A 22637-nucleotide genomic window follows, 5' to 3' on the forward strand; every position below is an offset into this window, starting at 1 on the left:
TTGTCATTTGTCCTTTATCAGTTGTCCTTTGTCATTTGTCATTTATTTAGACCAATGACTAATGACTAATGACTAATGACCAATGACTAATGGTGAACTTGATGGAGGATTTCTGGCTTAATTCCCATGTCCTTGGTATAAGGAGCGAGAAATTCATTTGGGGATAGATTCGCAGGGTTAACAGCAACGGCTTGATTTAGTGTTTCTTTGCTGGCAACTAGCTGTTCTTGCACCCATTTGTCAAAGGCTTCTTCTGGCTCAACGACTACTGTTGCTCTCATTGCACCGTGGTAGGGGCCACAAAGTTCAGCACAGATTAGGGCATAATCTCCTGCTTTTTTGGGGGTAAAGCGAATCTCGCTTTGCCTACCAGGGATCGCATCTTGTTTCAGGCGGAACTCTGGCACCCAAAAGGCGTGGATGACATCGTTGGCTGTCATATTGATTTCCACTTCCCGCCCAATGGGGACGTGCATTTCACCTGTAGTTATACCAGTTTCAGGATAGGTGAAAAGCCAAGCATATTGTAGACCTGTGACATTGACCTGTAATCCTGCTGGTTTACCTGCTTTATCAGGAGTTCCCCCAATTGTCGGAGCAACACTACCGACACCAGGAGCATTCCGCAGTTGGGGAATTTGGTCAGCATTACGAACTTCTGCGGTAGCTGGGTCTTGCATTGCCTCATCAGATTTTTCTTGATTGAGGTTGGGTTCGGTGCTGGGAGGAGTATCGCTTAAAGTTGCGGCCATCGCACTTCCAGGCATTGCCATTGACTCCTGACTCATCGGCGCTTGATGGATAGCATGGGGATCAAAGCCACCGATTTCGTTGTAGACATCAAAGCTGTAAACAGAAATACCGATAACGATAATTGCTGGGATCGCCGTCCAGAGAATTTCTAGAGGTACATTGCCCTCAACTGGTGGGCCGTCTTCATTGTCACCTGCACGCCGACGGTATTTAAATGCAGAGTAAATTAAAATACCTTCTACGAGCAGGAATATACCTGTAGAAACGATCATCATCGCGTTGAACAGACCATCCACTAATACGGCTTCATCCGTGGCTGCTGCTGGCAACAGACCGTGATTTTGACCGTACCAAAGGCTGACTAGCGTTAGCACGATGCCAATCAGTAATGTCCAGATTGAACTTGGAATCTTCACGGCTTACTTAATTGAATTTACTACGTTATCTTAAAGCTGCTCACTTACTAAGGTAGTCTAGGCTGGAAGGCATGGAGTACAAAGGTCTGAAATTTTTATTAATTTTTTTAACTATTTTACTAATTTTGGGTACAAGGTGACTATCGGGAGGCAGAAGGCAGGAGGCAGGGGGCAGAAGCTAGGAGTAACCCAGATACATTTAAAAGTATGGGATTTAACCACTGGGTTTTATACCCAAAACTAAAGTTTTCATTCATAATTATTTCCTCCTGCCTTCTCCTAAAATCAGTGGAAAAATTTAAGGAAAAATTTAGGATGCTTAAATTAATTGTGATTAATCAATTTTTCACATCTTGAAAAATACCTAAAGCTTCAGGTAAAACCTTTCTGGAGTGATTCAAAGTATAAGTGAGTGCTAATCTATAAACCCTTAGCCTATACGCTAGGGTGGAGATAGGACACTAAAAGAAAATTGAAAATTTTAACAGATCCACCAAGAGCGGGCAGAAGGTATCCTTCATGAGCGAATTTGTCCTACAACAACAAAATGAAGCGGCGCTTCAGCAGCAAAAACCCAAGGAAATGATTCGTCGCTTGGTGTGGAAAATATGCATAGCCACCTTAATTTTGATGGCAATAGGCAGCGCCACCCGCGTGATGAATGCTGGACTTGCTTGCCCAGACTGGCCCTTATGCTATGGCGAATTGGTACCAGCCAAGCAAATGAATCTCCAAGTGTTTTTGGAGTGGTTTCACAGATTGGATGCAGCTTTAATTGGTGTAAGCGCGATCGCACTCTTCGGTTTGTCCTGGTGGCATCGTCGTCTCTTACCCAAATGGCTGCCTTGGGCATCAACATTCGCCCTGTTTTTAATTGTCTTCCAAGGCATCTTGGGGGGACTTACCGTTACCGAACTGTTGCGGTTTGATATCGTTACCGCCCACTTAGGAACGGCGCTGTTATTTTTTAGCACCCTCCTGATTATCGGCACAGCACTCACGCCCTATCAGGGGAATGGAACCGTTGGTAAGTTGCCTTGGATAGGTTTAACTGCCGCTATTCTGGTTTACCTGCAAAGTCTACTAGGTGCTTTGGTAGGCTCTCGCTGGGCACTACACCAATGCCTCGGCGGTTCTCAACTTTGTACTGTAATGTACAGCCATATTGCTGGTTTGGTGCCGCCTTCCTTGGCAATCTTGGCAATGGTATTTATCTGTTGGCGGACACCAGCACTACATCCAGCCTTGCGGCGACTGGCAAATATAGCTGGTGGGTTGTTAACCTTACAAATCTTGTTGGGATTCGCCACTTTCAAATTACACCTCCAAGTCGAGCCTCTCACCGTCTCTCACCAAGCTATAGGAGCTACTTTGCTGGGTACTTTGGTGGTTTTCACAGTTCTCGCCCTGCGTGACTCAGTGAGTGCTGATTCACATTCAGTGAGTGCTGAGTCACGTTAGCGGATAGCTAAGGTTTAGCCCGTGCTGAGTGCTGAGTAGGCAGTGGGCGAGATGAGGGAACAGGGGGAGCAGGGAAAGAATTCCTAACTCCTAACTCCTAACTTCTAACTCAGCACTCAGCACTCAGCACTCAGCACTCAGCACTGATGATGCGACCCACGCAGGTGCAGAAAATCTGTGTTTTCATTTGCCTGAAAGAGCCACCTTGAGCGGGGGCTGCATATAAGTTGTTGAAAAATAAGGAACCAGAGCCAAAATGATTGAGACTAATGTCTCTCGCCACCACCAAACATTTTTACAGGTAATTCAAAGTTACTACCAGCTAACCAAGCCTCGGATTATTCCGTTGCTTTTGATTACCACGGCTGGGAGTATGTGGATTGCTGCTAAGGGAGAAGTAAACCCATTGCTGTTGCTAGTAACTCTCACTGGTGGCACTTTGGCTGCTGCAAGCGCCCAGACAATTAACTGTGTCTATGACCGGGATATTGATTATGACATGGAGCGGACGCGCCATCGTCCGATGCCATCCGGTAAGGTTCAGCCGCGTGATGCTCTAATTTTTGCGATCGCACTGGCGACGATTTCCTTTACACTCCTAGCAGTATTTGCCAACCTGTTAGCCGCCCTGCTAGCTTTCTCTGGCATCGTCTTTTATATTTTGGTTTATACCCACTGGCTAAAACGCCACAGCACCCAGAATATTGTCATTGGTGGGGCTGCTGGGGCAATTCCGGCGTTAGTGGGTTGGGCTGCTGTCACAGGCACTTTAAGTTGGTCAGCATGGTTAATTTTTGCCATCGTCTTTTTGTGGACACCACCCCATTTCTGGGCTTTAGCTCTGATGATTCGGGATGATTACGCAAAGGTAGGGATACCAATGCTACCTGTGATTGAAGGTGATACGGCAACCGTGAAGCAGATTTGGTACTACACGCTGGTAACAGTATTTGCAACCGTGTTATTGGTTTATCCCTTGGGCGCAAGTGGTATTCTTTATGGTGCGATCGCTGTAATTCTGGGAGGATTATTTATCCACAAATCTTGGCGTTTGTTGCAAAATCCAGAGGATCGCGCTGTAGCTAAAGAGTTGTTTCTCTTTTCCATCTCCTACATGATGCTGTTGTGTCTGGGGATGGTAGTTGATAGTCTTCCCGTTACCCATAATCTAATTAGTGCGGTGAGCAACCAGCTGCATCTCATAATCGGCTAATTCTTAGCTGGGGATTTAAGCCAAAAGAAATCGGGTTTGGGAAAAACCCGGTTTCTCAAAGATGCGACGCCGATAGCGTAGCGGTAGCGAGTCCGCGTACTCCTTCGGAGAAGCAAGCTACGCGCAGCGTCTCGTAGAGAGCGTCATAGCCCGCCGTAAGCATCGCACTTGTTATACTACTTCTAAAGTTTTAGACTCATAAATACAAAATATTGAGGACTACTGATTATTCCGACAGCAGAACAAACTCTACAGTGCTTTCTTGTTTGCCGAAGATTAACTATGATGTATCGACCTGTTTATCTAGTCCGTTTAGATGAACGCACAGGCGAAATAGTCATCATAGCTGGTGAAGAAACCGAGATAGCGATTCAGCGTGATGGGAAATGGACATTTAAAATATGAAACCAAATTTTCATGAAATGAGCCTCAAAGAATTACGAGTTTACGTGCTGGCTCATCAAGACGATAATGAAGCTTTCTATGCTTACATGGATAAGTCAAAGACAGAAGGAAATTGGGTAACAATGCCACCTTTGAATTCAATGGATGACTTTGATAATTATCCTGAGTTTATTGATAAAATTGTTAAAGATGGTGAAGGTCGAGTATAAGCTTTAAATAATCAAGCGATCGCGTTGGTAAAAGGGCGCGATCGCATATCAACATTTCCATTCAGACTCAGGAATTTTCGCCCCTTGAAAGATACTCCGTAATGTACCGATAGGTAAAGTGCGCCCTCGATGTTCAGGGACAATTACTTGTAGTCCCAGGTCTTCACTTCTCCATTTGCGGTGGCTACCTTTTTGAGAAATCAATTGAAATCCATATTGTCTCAGGATAGTTTCAACTTCTCTAGATGTCATGCGCCGGATACGGTCGCTCATGAGACAATAATCTCTCGTGCGATCGCACCAGGGGCTAACTCAATTGATTCCGGCTGTAAATACAATTGAATTGCTTCTTTAATATTTTCCAAAGCTTCTTCTTCAGTTTCTCCTGCTGAAGTACAGCCAGGTAATTCTGGACACCATACAGCCCAATCGCCTGTTTCTAGGTCTGATTCAAGAATCACGCGCCATTTCATAGCTAATCCTCTGGGATGTAATTATTGTAAATTAGGAACAGCGATGTCTACGACGGGCTATGACGCTCGATAGCGCAGCGTAAAGCCTTCGGCATGGCTTCGCTTAGAGCGACGCAGGAGCGTCTGACTCGCTACCGCAACTCTTGGAGACGCACTCGCGTTCGCTATCGGCGTCGCATCTATAAAACTTAAAATCCAAAACTGAAAATTTTTAATACCTTATTCTTTAAGTAAGATTCTTCGCGGACGATTTTCTTCATTAGGAAAATGGCAGTGAACAGCATCACAAATCATTTCCCGTAGTGTTTCTATATCCTCAGCCTGAGTAAAAATTGACTCGGTTAGAGCTACTGCTGTATAACCACCATCTGGATCATCTTCAACGATAAATACAATTTCAGTCATAGCTAATCTTTCCATAACTACTAAATTTTACAATCTACAAGACCTGACAAGACAGAAAAAATCCCCCAAGCGCCAGAATAACTAAAAATCAACTTCTTCCCTCTCCATCCCAGAAAGTGGTAAATGCTCCTTCTGGGGAATTTCTACTAAATAGTAGTTCAGAATCTTCTTTCCAGCAATTGTTTAGACGCCCTCTCGTGCGATCGCAAATACCAATTAGCGATAATCTAGCTAATCTTTTAGACACGATGATACGCTACTTCCCCAAAAATCGCTACAAGTCTGCAACAGAAGCACTGGAGTCTGTACGTTCTCTCACAGGCACAGTGATCATAAATCCAACACCAACACCAACACCAACCCCAACACCAACTCCAATACCAACCCCAACTCCAACATCAACTCCTACCCCTACTCCAGAACCAATACAATATGCTGGTTTTTTTACAAGATTTGTTGCAGATATTATTGATAAAACAATTTTAATTATCGCTAGTTTTAGCTTTGATTTTATTACCAATGGAGCGGCTAATAATGATGAATTTTGGGGACGTTTGTTAGCATATTACATCATTCTTGGCTTTGTATATTCTACGGTAATGGAAAGTTCACCAACCCAAGGAACACTAGGTAAAATTATCCTGGGAATTGCCGTGACAGACAACGATGGAAATCGTTTAACTTTTGAACAATCTGCTAAAAGATATTTTTGTAAATTACTTTCATATCTAACTATTTTTATTGGATTTTTCATGGCTGGCTTTACCAGTAAAAAACAAACAATTCATGATATGGCATCAGGTTCGTTAGTTATTAGGAAACGGTGATATGTCTACAAGCCGCTATGCAAGTTTTGGCAAGAGATTTGTTGCAATTTTCAGTGATGGAATTTTACTACAATTGTTGTTTTTCATCGCTTTTGGACAAGCACTCAGCCAAATAGATAACCCAAAAGCAATTCTGTACTATGTTTTTACAACACTCTTTGCCTGGGCTTACTTTGCGTCTATGGAAAGCTCTTTAATTCAGGGGACATTTGGCAAAAGATTACTAGGAATTATTGTTACAGATATTGATGGGAATAAAATATCCTTTGCTAGAGCTACAGCTAGATATTTTAGTAAATCATTTTTTGTTCTCATTTGGATAGTTGCTGGCTTAATAGCAGTCATGGCAGCAAGTACAGAAAATCAAAATTCTCCTTATTTAGTTTTAGCTGGATTACTATTTATTATTGGATTACTTATCCTGTTTATTGGCTACCTGATGGCGGCATTCACACCACAAAAACAAGCTCTGCATGATATTATTGCCAGATGCTTAGTTGTTAATGGTAGCGGTCAATCTGTAACTATTCCCTGGAAACCTCTCATTGGATTAGCAATAGCAGCAATTTTAGCGGGAAGAGTCATAGCACAAATTCCTGGAGGCGACAAAGCAATAACACCACCCCCTGATCTCGATTCTACAATTACCCCTAGCTCTTCTCCAACACCCACTAATATCACATCTAGCGATTGTGCTTCAAAAACTAATAACATTTTTGGATTAGAACTGACTGAAGCTAACACAGATATAAACGGCAATTGGAAATTAGAGTTTGCTGGTGGAGTCATTCAACATGTGGGATATCTCTCAATGAAAGACTCTTCAGGAATTATGGTAGTTCAGTTGCCTAATGACCAAGGTGGTACTGAAACTATCAGGCAAAATATGAAACTTTGTTCGTCTGCCAAGGGTTTAGTTCTCTTGGGAGAAAATCCTATTGATGTTGATACGAATCAGACTAGCCCTACCTATGCACCTGATAATTTTATCATTGCAAGAGGAGTAAATGGAGAGATATTCCGCAACTATTCGAGACATAGCAACAATAATGTAGTGGAATCTCCAGTTGAAAGAAAATTTCTGGGATATTCTTCTATTGGCATTGAGATGGCTGAACTCAATTCAGAAGTTCGAGTTCAAGCAGTAGAAAATAATTCCAACGCCCAAAAGGCTGGTCTGCAACCAGGAGATATTATTCTGAGTATCGATGGAAAACAAGTTAACCGTGTTAGTGAGGTACAAGAGCTTATTAAATCTTCACTTCTTGATTCTACTTTAAACTTTGAAATTGACCGAAACGGTCAGAATAATTCTTTGAGCGTTACAGCAGGATGTTGTGTTCCACCAGAGCAACCTTGAAGGAAAATTCAGAATTCAAAATTCAGAATTCAGAATTATCAAGAGGTAAGGGACTGACAAATAAAAAATATCCAATTATTGATTGAAAATATTTAATAAAATGTGTCTGAAAACCCAGTTATTTATCAGTCATATCATGTCCGGCAAAATAACCATAATTCTCGTTTTACCCCTCCCCAACCCTCCCCGATGCCTTGGGGAGGGTGCCGTAAGGCGGGTGAGGTGATTTTATTATGGGTAATTAAGCGGACATGATATCAGTTGACACATTCATTCTGAGTCTGAATTCTGAATTCTGACTTCTGACTCCTGAATTCTGAATTCTGATTTGCTAGCGTAGTGATATAAGGTTTATCGCTCCCCAGGAAGCGCCTGGAAGCAAAAGGATTAATATGGCTCATTTAAATCAGCGTCGTCCCCAAAATGTCAACGGCGATTTTTATGTAGATACTACCTGTATTGATTGTGATACCTGTCGCTGGATGGCTCCTGAAGTATTTTATGATGTTGATGACCAATCGGCTGTTTATCATCAACCAACCAATGAGGCGGAAAGATTAGCAGCGCTTGAAGCACTTTTAGCTTGTCCTACCAGTTCTATTGGCACAGTTGAGAAACCAAAAGATATCAAAGTTGCTCAACAACAGTTTCCAATATTAGTAGCGGAAAATGTTTACCACTGCGGCTATCATTCTGAAAAATCTTACGGTGCTGCTAGCTATTTAATTCAACTTCCAGAAGGTAACATTTTGGTGGATTCTCCCCGGTTTACGCCGCCTTTAGTCAAGCGTTTAGAAGAACTGGGGCCAATTCGTTATATGTACCTAACTCATAAAGATGATGTGGCAGATCATCAAAAGTTTGCCGAGCATTTTCAGTGCGATCGCATTCTCCATACCGATGATATTACTGCCGATACTCGCAATGTAGAAATACAGCTAACTGGTTCTGAAGCATTTACTTTGACTCCAGATTTATTAATTATCCCAGTTCCCGGTCACACTAAAGGACAAACTGTCCTACTTTATAAAAATAAGTTTCTGTTCACTGGCGACCATCTCGCTTGGTCAGAAAGTTTGCACCAACTGACTGCATTCCACGGTGCTTGCTGGTATTCTTGGTCAAAACAGACTAAATCAATGCGTAATTTGGCTAATTACTCTTTTGAGTGGGTGCTACCAGGTCATGGGCGAAGGTTTCATGCTGATAAGGAAACCATGCGCCAGCAGATGCACAAGTGTATTGAGTTGATGGAATCTTTGAATTGACGTTAAATAACTGACAATTCAGGTCAAAGTGAAACTGTCACACTCACCGACATCCCGCCCAGAACTGAAGTTCCGGGCTGATAGCGAAAGTCCACTAAGCGTGGACTGAATTGATCATTTAGTCCACTAAGCGTGGACTTCAGCTATGAGACTCGGAATTCATTCCGAGGCGGGATAGAAACGCAGTGAGAGATTTATTAATAAAGATATGGCTGTGGGCTTGTGTGTACACCGTAGCTTTTTAGTAGAGAGATTTAGAGAGGTCAAACTTTATTGCATACAAACCAGCGATCGCTATAACCTGAGTTTTAGCACCCTTTTAACCAAACACGGATTATGAAAAAGCTGATCAACAAGCCGGAAGACTTTGTGCGGGAAAGTCTAGAAGGTATGGCGGCGGCTCATTGCGATTTAATTAAACTGAATTATGATCCCGCTTTTGTCTATCGAGCCGATGCACCTATACAGGGGAAAGTAGCAATTATTTCTGGTGGTGGCAGTGGACATGAACCAATGCACGCTGGCTTTGTGGGCAGAGGAATGCTTGATGCAGCTTGTCCTGGTGAGGTTTTCACTTCACCTACTCCTGACCAAATGCTAGAAGCAGCCAAGCAAGTAGATGGAGGCTCAGGTATCCTTTATATCGTCAAAAATTACAGTGGCGATGTCATGAACTTTGAGATGGCAACGGAGTTAGCCCGTAGTGAAGGCATTCGATCGCTAAATATTTTGATTGATGACGATGTAGCAGTGAAAGATAGTCTCTATACCCAAGGACGGCGGGGTGTGGGAACAACAATACTGGCGGAAAAAATTTGTGGTGCGGCGGCTGAGGCTGGGTATGATTTGCCACAAATAGCAAATTTATGTCGCAGAGTAAATTTGAATGGGCGGAGTATGGGAATTGCTCTAACATCTTGTACAGTCCCCGCTAATGGAACACCGACATTTGAATTGAGCGATCGCCAAATCGAATTAGGTATTGGTATTCACGGTGAACCAGGAATAGAACGTACAGATATCAAAGCAGTAGATGAGATTACCGAAATTTTGACGCGATCGCTCATTGAAGATGCACCATACAGCCGCACACTGCGCGAGTGGGATGAAGAAAAAGGAGAATGGGAAGATGTAGAACTAACAAATCTCCCATTTGCCAAAGGCGATCGCTTATTAGCTTTCGTCAATAGTATGGGTGGAACTCCGGTTTCTGAACTGTATATTGTTTACCGCAAACTCGCCCAAATCTGCGAACAGCAAGGATTGCAAATTGTGCGAAACTTGATAGGCCCTTACATTACATCTCTAGAAATGCAAGGTTGCTCCATTACCCTGCTGAAATTAGATGATGAGATGATCCGCCTATGGGATGCACCAGTAAAAACACCAAGTTGGCGCTGGGGAATTTAACTAATTCGTAATTTGTAATTCGTAATTCGTAATTAAAGATAGTTTCAGACTGTATATTTAGATAACTACACCAAACAAAGCCATGTATAGAGAGAGCATCCCAAATGTCTAAAAGCATAGGCTGTCATTGTGAACGTGATGACAATCTATCATCTTGAAAAATTTACTTACATTGGGATGCTCTCTGTATAGATGAGGAAAACTTAAACCCTAAAATTACGAATTACGTTAGCGTAGCGGTAGCGAGGAACGAGCGTCATTACGAATTACGAATTATGTTGAGTCAGCCGCAGATATTACAATGGTTGCAGGCTTTTGCAACTGAGATAGAGCAGAATAAAGCATATTTGACAGAATTAGATGCTGCGATCGGAGATGCTGACCACGGTATCAATATGGATCGCGGCTTCAAAAAGGTAAGCGTTCAGTTACCAACTCTTACAGACAAGGACATCAGCAACATTCTCAAAACTGTCAGTATGACCTTGATTTCTTCCATTGGCGGTGCTAGTGGCCCTCTTTATGGCACTTGGTTTTTACGAGCCAGTACAGCAGTAGTTGGTAAGCAAGAATTAACAGAACAAGATGTGTTAGGGCTACTCCAAGCAGGCTTAGACGGCGTACTGCAACGTGGCAAAGCGCAGCTAGGAGACAAAACAATGGTGGATGTGTTATCTCCGGCTGTAGACGCTTTTGGGCAAGCTGTAGGAGAAAGTAAGGGAACGCTAGAAGCTTTGCAACAGGCTGTAGCAGCAGCCCAAAAAGGGTTGCAAGAAACTATACCAATGCAGGCGAGAAAGGGACGGGCTAGCTACCTGGGGGAACGGAGTATCGGACATCCAGATCCGGGAGGGACTTCTGCTTATTTGATGTTGAAGAGTTTGTTAGGTGTATTGGAAACTATTTGAGATTCAGAAGTTGAAGCAGATTTTGAAGCTTTAAATTATTCCAACTCAAAGCTACTGAAGTTTCAATAGTTAAATCTCCTTGTTTAAGGTTATATCATGTCCGCATAATTGGTTATGCTAACCACAGTCATTACACCCCACCCCCAACCCCTCCCCGCAAACAGGAGGGGAGACAAAGCGACGATTGTCGGGGTGGGGTTCTTCGGGTTTAATAGGCAATTAAGCGGACATGATATTAGTCATCAAAGCAGAACCATTTTCAAGACTATCGAAAAGGTCATCTAAAAGCTGCAATTGATTTCGAGGAAGAGTATAGTAAATCTTATTCAAACTTATCTAATTATCTGATTGACAGCAGATATACTCTGGATGCGCCATTTACCTCGTTCTCGAATCAAATCATATTCAACTCGCAAATCCTCGTTAGAAGACTTTTGAAGCTGACCATTTTCATATAACTGCTTTGCTTCCTTAACCGTAGCATTGACTACGGCACGATCTGCAAATAAATCACTTTCCTCTACAGAGTCTATCTTCAGACTATGGTCGTACTTGTAGTATTGGTTTTCTAACTTATACTTTTGAGCAGTCTGCCGCGATTGAGACAAAACTGAACCAGTTAAAATCTGCTCTAAATTATTAATTTCATGATTCGGCCCGAAAGCTTCAGCTTTGGTTAATAACCAAGTCCGAATAACTTCCTCTGCTGTTGCATTTGTTAGAGGGCCTTCTGCTAATTCTGGTTTACTATTTGGATCAGGAATAGATATTGGTGGTTGATTTATCTGGATAAACAACTCTGAACCACGCACAGTTGATGTAGGAAAAAAGAGATTTTTTAACCATCCAAAAGTTGTTGTGGCTACCACCCAGAGAACTAATAGACTCACCAAAGAAATAAACACTCTCCATACCAGCCGTGTTTTCCCTTCTATGGTGTTAGCAAAAGTTCGCCGCCGTCGGGGACGACGAGAATGAGGACGATTATCTGGTATACGCTCTCGGCTAGCAGATGGAGTAGGTTTTCTCCGTCGGCGCTTTTGGTTATGGCCGGGTGCAGCAGTCTTACCTGAACCATTATTTAAATGCTGATTAGTGCCTCTGCTCATCCGTTCGGCAGCAGGAACCTCTGATTTTACACTCTCAGATGAATTCCATATTGGTGGTGATAAATTTGAATATTCGGGTGTTTCTGGCAAATCTACCTCAGGTGTTCTGCTGTGATTAAATTGCCCTGGAGTCCTAGCTGAATTGTTAGGGAAAGGAGAATTCTTTGTCTTCGGCTGGGGAAAATATTGGGGATTAATTACAGCCCATTCATTAGTTGTTTCTGCATCCGTTGGCAGTGCTTCTAAATAAGCTTGCACCTGTTGGTTAGCAAAGTAATCTTTTAGAAAAGCTTGCTGGTTTGCTAAATCTCGAAAATGGGGAAATACTTCGTGTTGTAACCACTGTTCTGCATAGAGACACAGCCCCGGTAACAAATCTGGAGAGTCTTGAGATTTTTCCCGAATAAAAGCTAAAGCTTCGTACTCCTGACTAAGTTCTAAAACACGAGTTGCTTCTTCAGTTTGTCCCAAGAGTAATGCACATAGCGACTGTTCTAAATGTACATCTTGGCGCTTGCCCAGACGGATGAGCATTTGCCTTGCTTGACGAATTAAAGCAGGTTGCCGTTGAGCAAATCCGCGTGCTATCAAGGCATAAACAGCTAAGTAAGTGGCAACAGCAGAAGGACGTTTGCTTTGGGCTTCAAAGAACTTGTGCTGTTCTGCAACTGTTAAGTGGTTGCGTAACTGCTGGATAAATCGCAGAAAGTCATCTATATTTAAACCAGATTCATCATTGTTCGTGCCATCAATGCCACCACGATCTTCTAAGAGGTTTTGCAATAATTCTAAACCTTGGTGTCGTTCGGCAGTCTTTTCTTGAGGTAGTGCCAACAACTCCAAAATTCGATATGGTCGCAATTTGTAAAGATCCGCCTGAATTTCTGCCTGAACGCTTACGAACAACCCTTCGCGTACTAGCAGTTCTTGACCAGTTTCTAGGGATATGGCGGCATTTTCGTAGTGACCTTGCTGCCACTGTTCACGACCTAATTCTAGACAAGCAAGGGCAACAGTGAGAACAACATCTGGATGTTCAGCGCTTTGGTATATTTCTTCGTCTGCTAAATTATTACTTTTTCTTACACTTTTAGCACCATTTTTATTTATCAGGTATGGACGACCTAGTTTCAATACAAGCTCGTATTCGCCCAACTCTTGCAAAATTAATAAAGCGCCAACTAATTCGTCTTGGCTAATTTCGATGCCCAGACTCTGGGTATCAATACCCCTTTTGGTGCTTTCGGGACGATTTTCCTTTGCTACTGCGGCAGCAGCAAGGTTATCAGGGTCATAGGCGTGGGCAAGATACAGATGATCGTAGGTACTGCGTTGTTTTGGATCTGATAAAACCACGTAAGCTTCTTCTATGAGTTGTTTACGAGAAGAAATTGCTGCCTGAGAATACTCACGTCGAGGCAATTGTACAATGCGATCGCTGTATGCCTGCCGCAATTGTTCATCACTTGCCGCCAACGGTAGTCCTAAAATTCGGTAGTAATCTAGCGGAATTCGCACAGCCTACTTCCCCTGCACCGTGATCAACATAATTCACCTAGAGCGTTCCAGGCCTGTAAAACCGTGCCATAACAATGCCGTATAGAATTTACTCTACAAGTGTATTTTGCAACAACTTGTTTTGTACCTTCCCGAAATTTTGAGTCACATTCTAGTACTAATTTTTTGCTTTCGCCTAGAAAGCCTCAATTGTTTGTCTTAATTTTTAGTATTTTTGTTTAACACAACTATTATCAGCCTTCGATAGCACAAACCACAACTACCGCTTTTAATCACGGCATAATTGTTGTGGTTGCAAGAATCTATTGATGATTGATTTTTTTGGGACTTTCCCCACTACGAGGTAACAAAAATACCACTATTGCGAGTTGGGCCTGATAACTTGAGAAAAAATAATATCATAATTTACCTTTAATTACAATTACCTATTTGGGTATATAGATTTTTGCCTCCTTTTTTTTAAATTGTTAATGGATATGCAGAAAGCAGTCTATCTTGATTGCTAGCCTATAAAGGGGAATTAGTGAGAGAGAAAAACCCAAAGCGGCAGATGTTGCCGTTAGAGTCAAATCCTCACAGGGTATGGGCTGAAAAGTTAAAAATCAAAAATTAAAAATTCACCTATTCCCTAAGACCCTTTTTTGGTGCATAAATAAAGTTTGATTGTTGAGTCTTGCAAACGCTAGCCTGTTAAAAGCTGAGGTGTTATCAGACCAACTTATTTAAGACCGTAACTTTAACTTGTACAACAGGGATACTCAAAAATAATGGTTCAAGAGCGTACTTTACCCACTTTTAATCCTGCTACTACGCACATTACTAAAGAAGAAGGGTTACGGTTGTATGAGGACATGGTGTTAGGGCGCTTGTTTGAAGACAAGTGCGCTGAAATGTATTACAGGGGCAAAATGTTTGGTTTTGTCCATTTGTACAACGGTCAAGAAGCCGTTTGCAGTGGTGTTGTGCAGTCAATGCGACCGGGTGAAGATTACGTTTGTAGTACTTACCGCGACCACGTTCATGCTCTCAGTGCCGGTGTACCAGCAAAAGAGGTAATGGCAGAATTATTTGGCAAAGCCACAGGTTGCAGCAAAGGACGCGGTGGTTCCATGCACATGTTTTCTGCCAAACATCGCTTGCTAGGTGGCTATGCTTTTGTGGCTGAGGGAATTCCTGTAGCAGCTGGAGCGGCTTTTCAAAGCAAATACCGCCGCGAAGTGCTGGGAGATAAAAATGCTGACCAAGTGACAGCTTGCTTTTTTGGCGACGGTGCAGCTAACAACGGTCAGTTTTTCGAGACGCTAAATATGGCAGCCTTATGGAAACTGCCAATTCTTTTTGTAGTCGAAAATAATAAGTGGGCCATTGGTATGTCTCACGAACGAGCCACCTCCCAGCCAGAGATTTATAAAAAAGCCAGTGTATTTAACATGGTGGGCGTGGAAGTAGATGGCATGGATGTACTAGCAGTCCGAGCCGTGGCTCAAGAAGCTGTAGCCCGTGCCCGCGCAGGTGAAGGCCCAACATTAATTGAGGCGCTTACCTACCGCTTCCGGGGTCACTCCTTGGCAGACCCAGATGAAATGCGAAGCAAAGCGGAGAAAGAATTTTGGTTCGCCCGTGACCCAATTAAGAAGTTGGCAGCTTATTTGCTGGAGCAAAACCTGGCGGATGAGGGAGAAATCAAAGCAATTGATTGTAAAATTCAGGATGTAATCGACGAAGCAGTTAAATTCGCCGAAAGCAGCCCCGAACCAGACCCTAGCGAGTTATATCGTTTCGTGTTTGCAGAAGACGAGTAACAAAGTTAGGAGTTAGGAGTTAGGAGTTAGGAATTGTTAACTTCTAACTTACAATTTCTAACTCCTAACTATCCCTATACCCAGGACTAAAATTTGTGTTTAGCATTGCAGTTCAACAGCAACAGTACAAGACCTATATTCTTTCCGACGAAGGCGCTGGTTCTCAATTAGAAGTCGTACCAGAACGCGGTGGTATCATTACCCGTTGGCGCATTCAAGGGCAAGAAATTTTCTACCTGGACACTGAACGCTTTACTCATCCTGAGTTGAGTGTCAGAGGTGGGAATCCTATTTTGTTTCCTATTTGTGGCAATCTACCAGATAATACCTACACTCACAACGGGCAACAATATACTCTCAAACAACACGGTTTTGCCCGGGAATTGCCGTGGAAAGCAACAGAACAGAAAACTGGAGATAAAGCTAGTCTCACTGTCGTTCTTGATAGCAATGAGCAAACTAAGGCAGTTTATCCTTTTGATTTTCAGCTGGCTTTCACCTACGAACTTCAGGGTAATACCCTAGAAGTTCGCCAGCAGTATAAAAACTTGTCATCCACCCCAATGCCTTTTTCGGCTGGTTTCCATCCCTACTTTCTGTGTGGTGATAAAACTCAGCTAGAGCTGGAAATTCCCTCTAAGCACTATCAAGACAATCAAACTAAGGAAATCCACTCTTTTGACGGCAATCTTGACTTTAGCCGTGATGAAATTGATTTTGCCTTTGGACAGCTAACGAGTCAATCGGCCACTGCCATAGATGGCAGCCGGAAGTTAAAACTCACTTTGGATTATGATGATTTCTCTACCTACCTGGTATTTTGGACAGTCAAAGGCAAAGAGTTCTACTGTCTAGAACCGTGGAGTGCCACCCGTAACTCTCTTAATACTGGTGATAACCTGACTGTGTTAGCACCAGGAGCTAGCCACACAGCATCTGTAAGGTTGACTGCTAATTTTTTCTAAACCCCTTTACAAATCTACAGATGTATATGCTATGATTGCAAAGTTGCGAAATACAGCGAAAGGGTCGCTAACTCAACGGTAGAGTACTCGGCTTTTAACCGATTAGTTCCGGGTTCGAATCCCGGGCGACCCATTTGGAAAAGAATTCGGGAGTCAGACTATCTTCGCCTCTGCGTGAGATTTTTATCCTATTAATTCTCCCGCATTGGGGACTTCCAAGAAATAAATTACCCAAATAAACGAACCACTCCAGACACAGAGAACACAGAGGAATGAGGAGGAGAGAGCTTTTTCGTTAATTTTTGAGTATTTTTTATTTGGAAGTCCCTTGCTACACTAATACCATTTCTTTGTGAGGCTGCGCCAAACCCTTTTAACTTCTTTCTTTCTTTCTTTCTTTCTTTGTGTCCTTTGCGTCCTTTGCGGTTCGTTTCTCTTTCTTTTTTCTTGTACTTAAATATGGTTTAGCGCATCTTCATACAGAATTGGTATAAGGAATAAGAATTAAATAACATACAATTTATGTCCTTGGCTTACCTCACCCTCAATCCCTCTCCGATATATTGGAGAGGGAAGCTAGATACAGGATTAAGTTTTGCGTTTTATTTAATACACGTTCCTAAGTTTTTCTAAATTTTCACGAACAGCCACACTACGAATATGATTAACACCCCAAACTCGTTCACAAATATCTAAAGCTTGCAAATAAAGCGGTTCTGCTTCATCATAACGTCCAGTTTCACGATAAATTTCTGCCAGATTATTGAGACTTTCGGCAACATTGGGATGATTTTCTCCCAATAGGTGCTTATCAAGTTCTAAGGCTTTTATACATAACGGTTCCGCTTCATTGTAACGCCCCTGCTCTCTGTACATATAACCAAGAGCATAGATAGTATCTGCTAAAAGCGGATGCGCCTTTTGCAATAGACGTTGCTTGAGTTCCAACGATTCCAAAAACAAAGATTCAGCTTGATCGTAGCGTCCTTGAGCGCGGTATATCAATCCTAAATTGTGCAAATCTGTTGCAACATCAGGATTATCTTCTCCCAGAAATCGCTTATCTAGCTCTATTGCTTGTTGCGACAACGGTTCAGCTTCAGTATATCGTCCTTGATGATAATAAAGTAGCGCTAAATTATTCAGTATAAAAGTGAAAGAAAGATGATTTTCGCCAACCAAACGTTTTTCGAGTTCTAATGATTGCAGATACAGAGGTTCTGCTTCTTCATAACGTCCTTGTTCATCATATAATAATGCCAAATTATTGAGACTGGCGACAACATCGGCATGATTTTCTCCTAATAGGCGTTTCCTCAGTTCCAAAGCTTCTTGATATAAAAGTTCCGCTTTAGTATATTGTCCAGTAGATTTGTAGAGTCCCGCCAAATTATTCAGGCTAGTAGCAAAAGAAGGATGGTTCTCTCCTAGTAGGCGTTTCCTCAGTTCTAAGGCTTGTTGATATAATGGTTCGGCTTCGCTGTAGTTTCCTGTTGCACGATATATTCCTGCTAAATTGTCGAGGCTAGTAGCTAAATCTATCTGCAAACCTGATTCATTTTGTAGCTCAATCGCCTTACGCCAATACTTTATTGCTAGTTCTTGTTCTTCTTGATAATTTTGAGACTCACCCCGCTCTAATCTGCTGCGGTAAATATCACCTAATCTTGAGTATAAAGTAGCCAAACTGCGGTCTTTAGTTCCCTGTTCCTGTTCTACTTTCTCAATTAACCCTTGTAAATCTTGGATGGGCAAGAAAAAGGAGTTATCTTCATTAGTATCTGTGCTGGCTAATTCTGTGTCTCTAAAAACAAAACGTATATGTTCTAATTCTTTACCAGGAATAGCATTCGTCTTTTTAGATTCAAACCGAAATACACCGTTGCGCCAACTCCAAAAATCAGGGGCTTTTTTAATCAGGTTGACTAAAATTTGGTTAGTTACCCAAAGCACAATCGCAAAAGGAAACTCGCGCAATCCTTCCCTTGTCCACTGTAAGTAACCAAAAAATTTCTCCTGTTCCGATTGCTCATTGCCCAATCTGAGAAAATAAAGTTGTTCAGCACCCGTCACAGTAATCACCGCCAGGTTCTGCTGACGAAGATATTCTTCTTGTTGTAGCAGTTGGTTAAGAGCAGCTTTTAGGCTTGGTTCCTGACGTGCTAAAGTCACTCGATATGCACGGAAAGCGGGTTGTAGTTCAGCTTCATATTGGGCAATAATCTCATCACGAAAGCTAGCATCATCGCAAACTGCAATCAGTAAATTTAATCCCCGTTTTTGAGCTTCAATAGAAACAATTAAATCATCATACGCATCTTGATTTTCTCCCTGATCAAATAATTCTTCATTTAACATTAATAGCTCCCTGTCTCTTCAAGCTTTCGATAATAATGGGATGAACATCGTACCAAGTTTCATCGGTGCGATATTCTAGAACATACAGCCCATGTAGCAAATCCAAAAACTCTGCTTGTTTAGGGTCATTGGGCATAAATTGTTCATAAACACTCTGCAAAATATCTGTATCAACTTTTCCTAAACGTATAGAAAAGTCATTGCGGATTTTATTGATTGCTTGAAGGAGAATTTTATCATCAATAATAACTTCGGCTGTGGGATTTCGCCGGATCATTCGCAAACAAATGCGGCAACATTCCTTAGAAATCCGAATTAACTCTCGCAATACGCCACCACTGTAAATCACAATTTTTTCAGCAGTTTCTGCCGTGATTAAGTCACTGGAAATTCGCTTTTGTAAAACTTCACCGAGAATCTTTGTTGCTTCCGGGCGAGGTTGAGCATTCGGGAAGCGATTTTTACCTTTATCAAAAATTTTTAAGACAGGCATTGCCACAACTTGATCGTTGGTTTCAGTGGCAATTATTGTGCTGATAAATGTTTCCCGAAGTACTGCGATCGGGATAGTATATATAATTTGAAAGTTAGGTTGACAAAGAGCTTTAATGTTATCTCGATAAATTTCGTTAACTCTGCCTAAATCCAGTTTATCTAAATCATCAATAATTACTAAAACGTTTTGTTTAGTTGCAGCTTGAATTAAAGCAGCTATTTCGTTAATTCTGGCAACTAAATCTGATAACTTGCGTTCAAACTCTTGCTTGATTTCATCTCGAACGCTTGCATCAGCTTTTAATTTAGAGCTAATCAATTTTAAGAGGTCAAAACCGATACTAACTTCTGCTTGCAAATTTGATTCTTCAGTGCGAGTGCGGGTAGCAAACCACTTATAAAGAGCTTCTTTAGTGGATTGAGGGATATCAACTTGGCGTGCTTCTGCTTCTGTCATTAAATTAACTGCGATCGCAAACAGTATATTAATATGATTAACAGCCGACATTTCAATTTTGTCAGCAATAGAAAACAGAACTACAAAATATTTATCTTGAATTTGTCGGCTAAACTCAGCTAACAAAGTAGACTTACCACATCCCCGATGTCCTGTAAAGACAATTTTGCCATCTCCATTCGGACTATCTTCCACTAATTGGTTCAGGTCTGCAATCAAATCATCACCATATTCGACTCGAAATCTTTCCATTTCGTTCCGTTCCATCAACGGAAACAGTTCGAGATTGCTGTATGCTTCTTGAAAGGAGTTTAATAAGTCTTCAGACATTGGATAGTGCCGTAAACGTGCTAACTATTCATATAATGGCTCATGATTTTTGAAGCACAAGTTCAGGCAATCTCTAGAATAGAGTATGCCTACATAACTTCTCAAATTCCGTTAATAAATAACTACTAAGTGAGTGGTATGTTATGTCTTAAAAAGAGATGCCCTAATTCCCAAATTTCAACCTATCAATAAGTAACAGAGGTCAATAATCAATCAGACTGAATGATAGATTATACATTTGATAATTCAGACTGAATGATAGATTATACAGATAACATCCTGAAAGCTACCTAACACATAAATAAAATAAAATTTTCAGTTATAAAAATAAATTTTTAGTGTGCTTCGTCTCATCCCCCTCTAGCCGAAATGGCTACGGTGTACACACAAGTCTGAAATAGATGATTAACCAGGGTTTTATTCCACCCTAACCCTCCCCTTATAAAGCAATACGCTTGGGTTAAGGCTAAAACCCTTTGTGAAATCAAATTTTTTAACGAACCACAGAGGCGCAGAGAACACAGAGAGAAGGAAAAAATGCTTAACTGAACTGTATTGCCTTATAAAGGGGAGGGAACTAGATTTCTTTTCTTGTTTCCCCCCTTTACAAGCTACGGTGTACACACAAGTGCTGTCCACATAGGTTTCAACTTTTTTACCCACATTTTGTCAAAGTTAAACTGTCACACTTACCGACATCCCGCCCAGAACTAAAGTTCAGGGCTAATAGCTGAAGTCCACGCTTTGTGGACTAAATTGATCGTTGAGTCCACAAAGCGTGGACTTCAGCTATGAGACTCGGAATTCATTCCGAGGCGGGATAGAAACGCAGTGCGAGATTTTTTAATAAAGATGACAAGACTTGTGTGTACACCGTAGCCTTTACAAGGGGGGATTAAGGGGGGTAATTTGACTTGTGTATACACCGTAGCAATGCATCGGGGGGATTAAGGGGGGTAATTCGACTTGTGTGTACACCGTAGCCCCGAAAGGTCGAGAGGCTTTGATTCTTGCTCCCCTTCCCTTGCAGGGAAGGGGCTGGGGGTTAAGTTTGAAAGTTTGAACAACTTTCATCAAACCAGCTTTTGCGACTTCAAAACCAGCTTTTGCGACTTCAAAACCAGCTTTTGCGACTTCAAAACCAGCTTTTGCGACTTCTAAACTAGCTTTTGTGACTTCTAAACTAGCTTTTGTGACTTCTAAACTAGCTTTTGTGACTTCTAAACCTGCTTTTGCGACTTCAAAACCAGCTTTTGTGACTTCAAAACCTGCTTTTCTCAACAAATTTCAGCAAATATACCCGCATCTATCTAGTTGGCTAATGCCATCCAATGCTTTTATAATTCTGTAACTTCACTGTGGCTGGTGCATCTGCTTATTGCGTATTGTGATGATATATAAATAACTCAGTGTCTAAGAGCATGGTTATTTATAAATTAATCCAAACAGGAAAACTATATGAAGCAACGCAAACGGAACTCCATGCCACTGAGTAAAGCTGAACGACGGATTGAAGGAATGCAGACAATTAACCCTGAGTTAGACTTTAGTAATGGGTTTTCAATTGCTACTTACAACATTAAAGTCATTGAATTACGAGAAAAGCTAGCCGCTTATAATCAAGCACAAACAATAGTAGATAAGACACACAATGCATTAATAGAAGCAGAACGAGAGTTGAATACTTATTCTGAGTACATGCTGTTGAATGTTGCATCTCGCTATGGCAAAAATAGTGATGAGTATGAGATGGCTGGTGGAACGCGCAGGTCAGACCGCAAGAAACCACGTCTAGTAGTAAACCAAACAGTGACATCTGTGAATTGATTGTTTGGACTCGCCGCTAATCAAACTCTTGAGATGGTTTGATATTTTCCCCTTACCTGCTATTCTGATTCCAGAGCTATTTCATTCTTATCTAGCCCGCCTCAGAATTTATTCTGAGGCTAATAGCACTCATTCGTCTAAAGACGACTAATAAAGGGTTTTAGTCCACTTTAGTGGAGTTGGGCTATTAGCCCGGAACTTTAGTTCTGGGCGGTTTATGTCTAGAACGAAATAGCCCTGATTCTGATTCCAAGCTATGCGGTTATGAGGTATACAAATCTTGCCAACTGCTGAACAAGGCATCAGGTGTGTCATACTATGTCAATCTTTGACCAATACATTCACTCCTATTTACCGAAAAATTGGGGTTTAAAGCCCCGTCCTTCCAGGACGGATTTATATTCTTTCCCCTTGTATTTTCTCAAATCTTATGAGGAGCATGGTATCATAATGTGAGGGAAGAAAGGAATATTCATGTTAGTTTTTGAGTTCAAAACCTACGGCAAAGTATTGCAGTTCAAAGCAATTGATGAAGCAATCCGAACAACTCAGTTTATTCGGAATAAAGCAATTAAATTGTGGATTGACGGGCAGGCTAAGTCTTGGGTTGAACTATCGCGGCATTGTGCGTTATTAGCTGCATTGTTTCCCTTTGCAGATAAGTTAAA

The 22637-nt window shown here is 41.7% G+C and carries 21 protein-coding genes, 1 tRNA gene and 1 pseudogene; 15 read left to right on the top strand and 8 right to left on the bottom strand.

Annotation, left to right across the window (positions count from 1 at the left end; translation table 11 throughout):
• Positions 1 to 86 precede the first annotated feature (86 nt).
• Positions 87 to 1169: a cytochrome c oxidase subunit II gene (locus LC586_RS14335; protein WP_229485457.1), complete on the bottom strand. Its 1083-nt coding sequence runs from the start codon at positions 1167 to 1169 to the stop codon at positions 87 to 89.
• Positions 1170 to 1688: 519 nt separating this feature from the next.
• On the opposite strand from LC586_RS14335, the gene LC586_RS14340 reads away from it, so the two are divergent.
• The 4 genes from LC586_RS14340 (at position 1689) to LC586_RS14350 (ending at position 4457) form a co-directional block, all read left to right on the top strand.
• Complete coding sequence (locus LC586_RS14340; protein ID WP_229485458.1) at positions 1689 to 2630, top strand: COX15/CtaA family protein; 942 nt, start codon at positions 1689 to 1691, stop codon at positions 2628 to 2630.
• Between the two features lie 256 nt (positions 2631 to 2886).
• On the top strand, positions 2887 to 3843 hold the full coding sequence (locus LC586_RS14345) for a heme o synthase (protein WP_229485459.1): 957 nt from the start codon (positions 2887 to 2889) through the stop codon (positions 3841 to 3843).
• 228 nt (positions 3844 to 4071) lie between these two features.
• Complete coding sequence (locus tag LC586_RS40620; RefSeq protein ID WP_438822902.1) at positions 4072 to 4248, top strand: DUF6888 family protein; 177 nt, start codon at positions 4072 to 4074, stop codon at positions 4246 to 4248.
• A complete protein-coding gene (locus LC586_RS14350) occupies positions 4245 to 4457 on the top strand; it encodes a DUF6887 family protein (protein WP_229485460.1) in 213 nt (70 codons plus the stop codon). The genes LC586_RS40620 and LC586_RS14350 overlap by 4 nt, the downstream gene beginning before the upstream one ends.
• Before the next feature lie 48 nt (positions 4458 to 4505).
• On the opposite strand, the gene LC586_RS14355 is transcribed toward LC586_RS14350, so the two are convergent.
• From LC586_RS14355 to LC586_RS14365, 3 genes are all read right to left on the bottom strand, one after another.
• The gene (locus tag LC586_RS14355; protein ID WP_229485461.1) at positions 4506 to 4730 is read right to left on the bottom strand and encodes a type II toxin-antitoxin system HicA family toxin; all 225 of its coding nucleotides are present in this window, start codon (positions 4728 to 4730) and stop codon (positions 4506 to 4508) included.
• A complete protein-coding gene (locus LC586_RS14360; protein WP_229485462.1) occupies positions 4727 to 4930 on the bottom strand; it encodes a type II toxin-antitoxin system HicB family antitoxin in 204 nt (67 codons plus the stop codon). The genes LC586_RS14355 and LC586_RS14360 overlap by 4 nt, the downstream gene beginning before the upstream one ends.
• 219 nt (positions 4931 to 5149) lie before the next feature.
• Positions 5150 to 5335, bottom strand: a complete 186-nt coding sequence (locus LC586_RS14365) for a 2-oxoisovalerate dehydrogenase E1 subunit beta (protein ID WP_229485463.1) — start codon at positions 5333 to 5335, stop codon at positions 5150 to 5152.
• A 116-nt stretch (positions 5336 to 5451) separates the two neighbouring features.
• Between LC586_RS14365 and LC586_RS14370 the strand changes: the two genes are divergently transcribed.
• From LC586_RS14370 to dhaL, 5 genes are all read left to right on the top strand, one after another.
• Positions 5452 to 6162 (top strand): RDD family protein, encoded by a 711-nt coding sequence (locus tag LC586_RS14370; protein WP_229485464.1) that lies wholly within the window; start codon positions 5452 to 5454, stop codon positions 6160 to 6162.
• Position 6163: 1 nt separating this feature from the next.
• Positions 6164 to 7522, top strand: coding sequence for an RDD family protein (locus LC586_RS14375; RefSeq protein WP_229485465.1), 1359 nt, complete (start codon positions 6164 to 6166; stop codon positions 7520 to 7522).
• A gap of 392 nt (positions 7523 to 7914) precedes the next feature.
• The gene (locus LC586_RS14380; protein WP_229485466.1) at positions 7915 to 8790 is read left to right on the top strand and encodes an MBL fold metallo-hydrolase; all 876 of its coding nucleotides are present in this window, start codon (positions 7915 to 7917) and stop codon (positions 8788 to 8790) included.
• Between the two features lie 336 nt (positions 8791 to 9126).
• The gene (gene dhaK / locus LC586_RS14385; RefSeq protein ID WP_229485467.1) at positions 9127 to 10200 is read left to right on the top strand and encodes a dihydroxyacetone kinase subunit DhaK; all 1074 of its coding nucleotides are present in this window, start codon (positions 9127 to 9129) and stop codon (positions 10198 to 10200) included.
• A gap of 275 nt (positions 10201 to 10475) precedes the next feature.
• Positions 10476 to 11108, top strand: coding sequence for a dihydroxyacetone kinase subunit DhaL (gene dhaL, locus LC586_RS14390; protein ID WP_229485468.1), 633 nt, complete (start codon positions 10476 to 10478; stop codon positions 11106 to 11108).
• Between the two features lie 332 nt (positions 11109 to 11440).
• Here dhaL and LC586_RS14395 read toward each other — a convergent pair whose 3' ends face one another.
• Positions 11441 to 13735 (bottom strand): IMS domain-containing protein, encoded by a 2295-nt coding sequence (locus LC586_RS14395; RefSeq protein WP_229485469.1) that lies wholly within the window; start codon positions 13733 to 13735, stop codon positions 11441 to 11443.
• A gap of 767 nt (positions 13736 to 14502) precedes the next feature.
• Between LC586_RS14395 and pdhA the strand changes: the two genes are divergently transcribed.
• The 3 genes from pdhA (at position 14503) to LC586_RS14410 (ending at position 16635) form a co-directional block, all read left to right on the top strand.
• Complete coding sequence (gene pdhA, locus LC586_RS14400; RefSeq protein WP_229485470.1) at positions 14503 to 15537, top strand: pyruvate dehydrogenase (acetyl-transferring) E1 component subunit alpha; 1035 nt, start codon at positions 14503 to 14505, stop codon at positions 15535 to 15537.
• A gap of 95 nt (positions 15538 to 15632) precedes the next feature.
• Positions 15633 to 16502, top strand: a complete 870-nt coding sequence (locus tag LC586_RS14405; RefSeq protein WP_229485471.1) for an aldose epimerase family protein — start codon at positions 15633 to 15635, stop codon at positions 16500 to 16502.
• Positions 16503 to 16563: 61 nt separating this feature from the next.
• A tRNA-Lys gene (locus LC586_RS14410) sits at positions 16564 to 16635 on the top strand.
• A gap of 473 nt (positions 16636 to 17108) precedes the next feature.
• Here LC586_RS14410 and LC586_RS14415 read toward each other — a convergent pair.
• The 3 genes from LC586_RS14415 to LC586_RS14425 all read right to left on the bottom strand — a co-directional run bounded on the left by LC586_RS14415 (position 17109) and on the right by LC586_RS14425 (position 21426).
• Entirely contained in the window at positions 17109 to 18860 is a 1752-nt protein-coding gene (locus LC586_RS14415; protein ID WP_229485472.1) for a tetratricopeptide repeat protein, read from the bottom strand.
• On the bottom strand, positions 18850 to 20142 hold the full coding sequence (locus LC586_RS14420; protein ID WP_229485473.1) for an ATP-binding protein: 1293 nt from the start codon (positions 20140 to 20142) through the stop codon (positions 18850 to 18852). The genes LC586_RS14415 and LC586_RS14420 overlap by 11 nt, the downstream gene beginning before the upstream one ends.
• A gap of 882 nt (positions 20143 to 21024) precedes the next feature.
• Positions 21025 to 21426 (bottom strand): hypothetical protein, encoded by a 402-nt coding sequence (locus LC586_RS14425; protein ID WP_229485474.1) that lies wholly within the window; start codon positions 21424 to 21426, stop codon positions 21025 to 21027.
• A 174-nt stretch (positions 21427 to 21600) separates the two neighbouring features.
• On the opposite strand from LC586_RS14425, the gene LC586_RS14430 reads away from it, so the two are divergent.
• From LC586_RS14430 to LC586_RS14435, 3 genes and pseudogenes are all read left to right on the top strand, one after another.
• A complete protein-coding gene (locus LC586_RS14430; RefSeq protein WP_229485475.1) occupies positions 21601 to 21969 on the top strand; it encodes a hypothetical protein in 369 nt (122 codons plus the stop codon).
• Positions 21970 to 22249: 280 nt separating this feature from the next.
• The gene (locus tag LC586_RS42625) at positions 22250 to 22342 is read left to right on the top strand and encodes a DUF6888 family protein (RefSeq protein ID WP_438822901.1); all 93 of its coding nucleotides are present in this window, start codon (positions 22250 to 22252) and stop codon (positions 22340 to 22342) included.
• Positions 22343 to 22443: 101 nt separating this feature from the next.
• A pseudogene (locus LC586_RS14435) lies at positions 22444 to 22637 on the top strand (RNA-guided endonuclease TnpB family protein); the annotation flags it as partial.

Source organism: Nostoc favosum CHAB5714 (assembly GCF_020829495.1).
GTDB classification, from domain to species: Bacteria; Cyanobacteriota; Cyanobacteriia; order Cyanobacteriales; family Nostocaceae; genus Nostoc; species Nostoc favosum.

Coding starts and splice junctions, on each gene's coding strand:
- pdhA (WP_229485470.1), top strand. CDS start 14,503: ATGGTTCAAGAGCGTACTTTACCCACTTTTAATCCTGCTACTACGCAC.
- LC586_RS14380 (WP_229485466.1), top strand. CDS start 7,915: ATGGCTCATTTAAATCAGCGTCGTCCCCAAAATGTCAACGGCGATTTT.
- LC586_RS14415 (WP_229485472.1), bottom strand. CDS start 18,860: ATGTTAAATGAAGAATTATTTGATCAGGGAGAAAATCAAGATGCGTAT.
- LC586_RS14345 (WP_229485459.1), top strand. CDS start 2,887: ATGATTGAGACTAATGTCTCTCGCCACCACCAAACATTTTTACAGGTA.
- LC586_RS14375 (WP_229485465.1), top strand. CDS start 6,164: ATGTCTACAAGCCGCTATGCAAGTTTTGGCAAGAGATTTGTTGCAATT.
- LC586_RS14360 (WP_229485462.1), bottom strand. CDS start 4,930: ATGAAATGGCGCGTGATTCTTGAATCAGACCTAGAAACAGGCGATTGG.
- LC586_RS14355 (WP_229485461.1), bottom strand. CDS start 4,730: ATGAGCGACCGTATCCGGCGCATGACATCTAGAGAAGTTGAAACTATC.
- LC586_RS14340 (WP_229485458.1), top strand. CDS start 1,689: ATGAGCGAATTTGTCCTACAACAACAAAATGAAGCGGCGCTTCAGCAG.
- dhaK (WP_229485467.1), top strand. CDS start 9,127: ATGAAAAAGCTGATCAACAAGCCGGAAGACTTTGTGCGGGAAAGTCTA.
- LC586_RS14430 (WP_229485475.1), top strand. CDS start 21,601: ATGAAGCAACGCAAACGGAACTCCATGCCACTGAGTAAAGCTGAACGA.
- dhaL (WP_229485468.1), top strand. CDS start 10,476: ATGTTGAGTCAGCCGCAGATATTACAATGGTTGCAGGCTTTTGCAACT.
- LC586_RS14350 (WP_229485460.1), top strand. CDS start 4,245: ATGAAACCAAATTTTCATGAAATGAGCCTCAAAGAATTACGAGTTTAC.
- LC586_RS14420 (WP_229485473.1), bottom strand. CDS start 20,142: ATGTCTGAAGACTTATTAAACTCCTTTCAAGAAGCATACAGCAATCTC.
- LC586_RS14365 (WP_229485463.1), bottom strand. CDS start 5,335: ATGACTGAAATTGTATTTATCGTTGAAGATGATCCAGATGGTGGTTAT.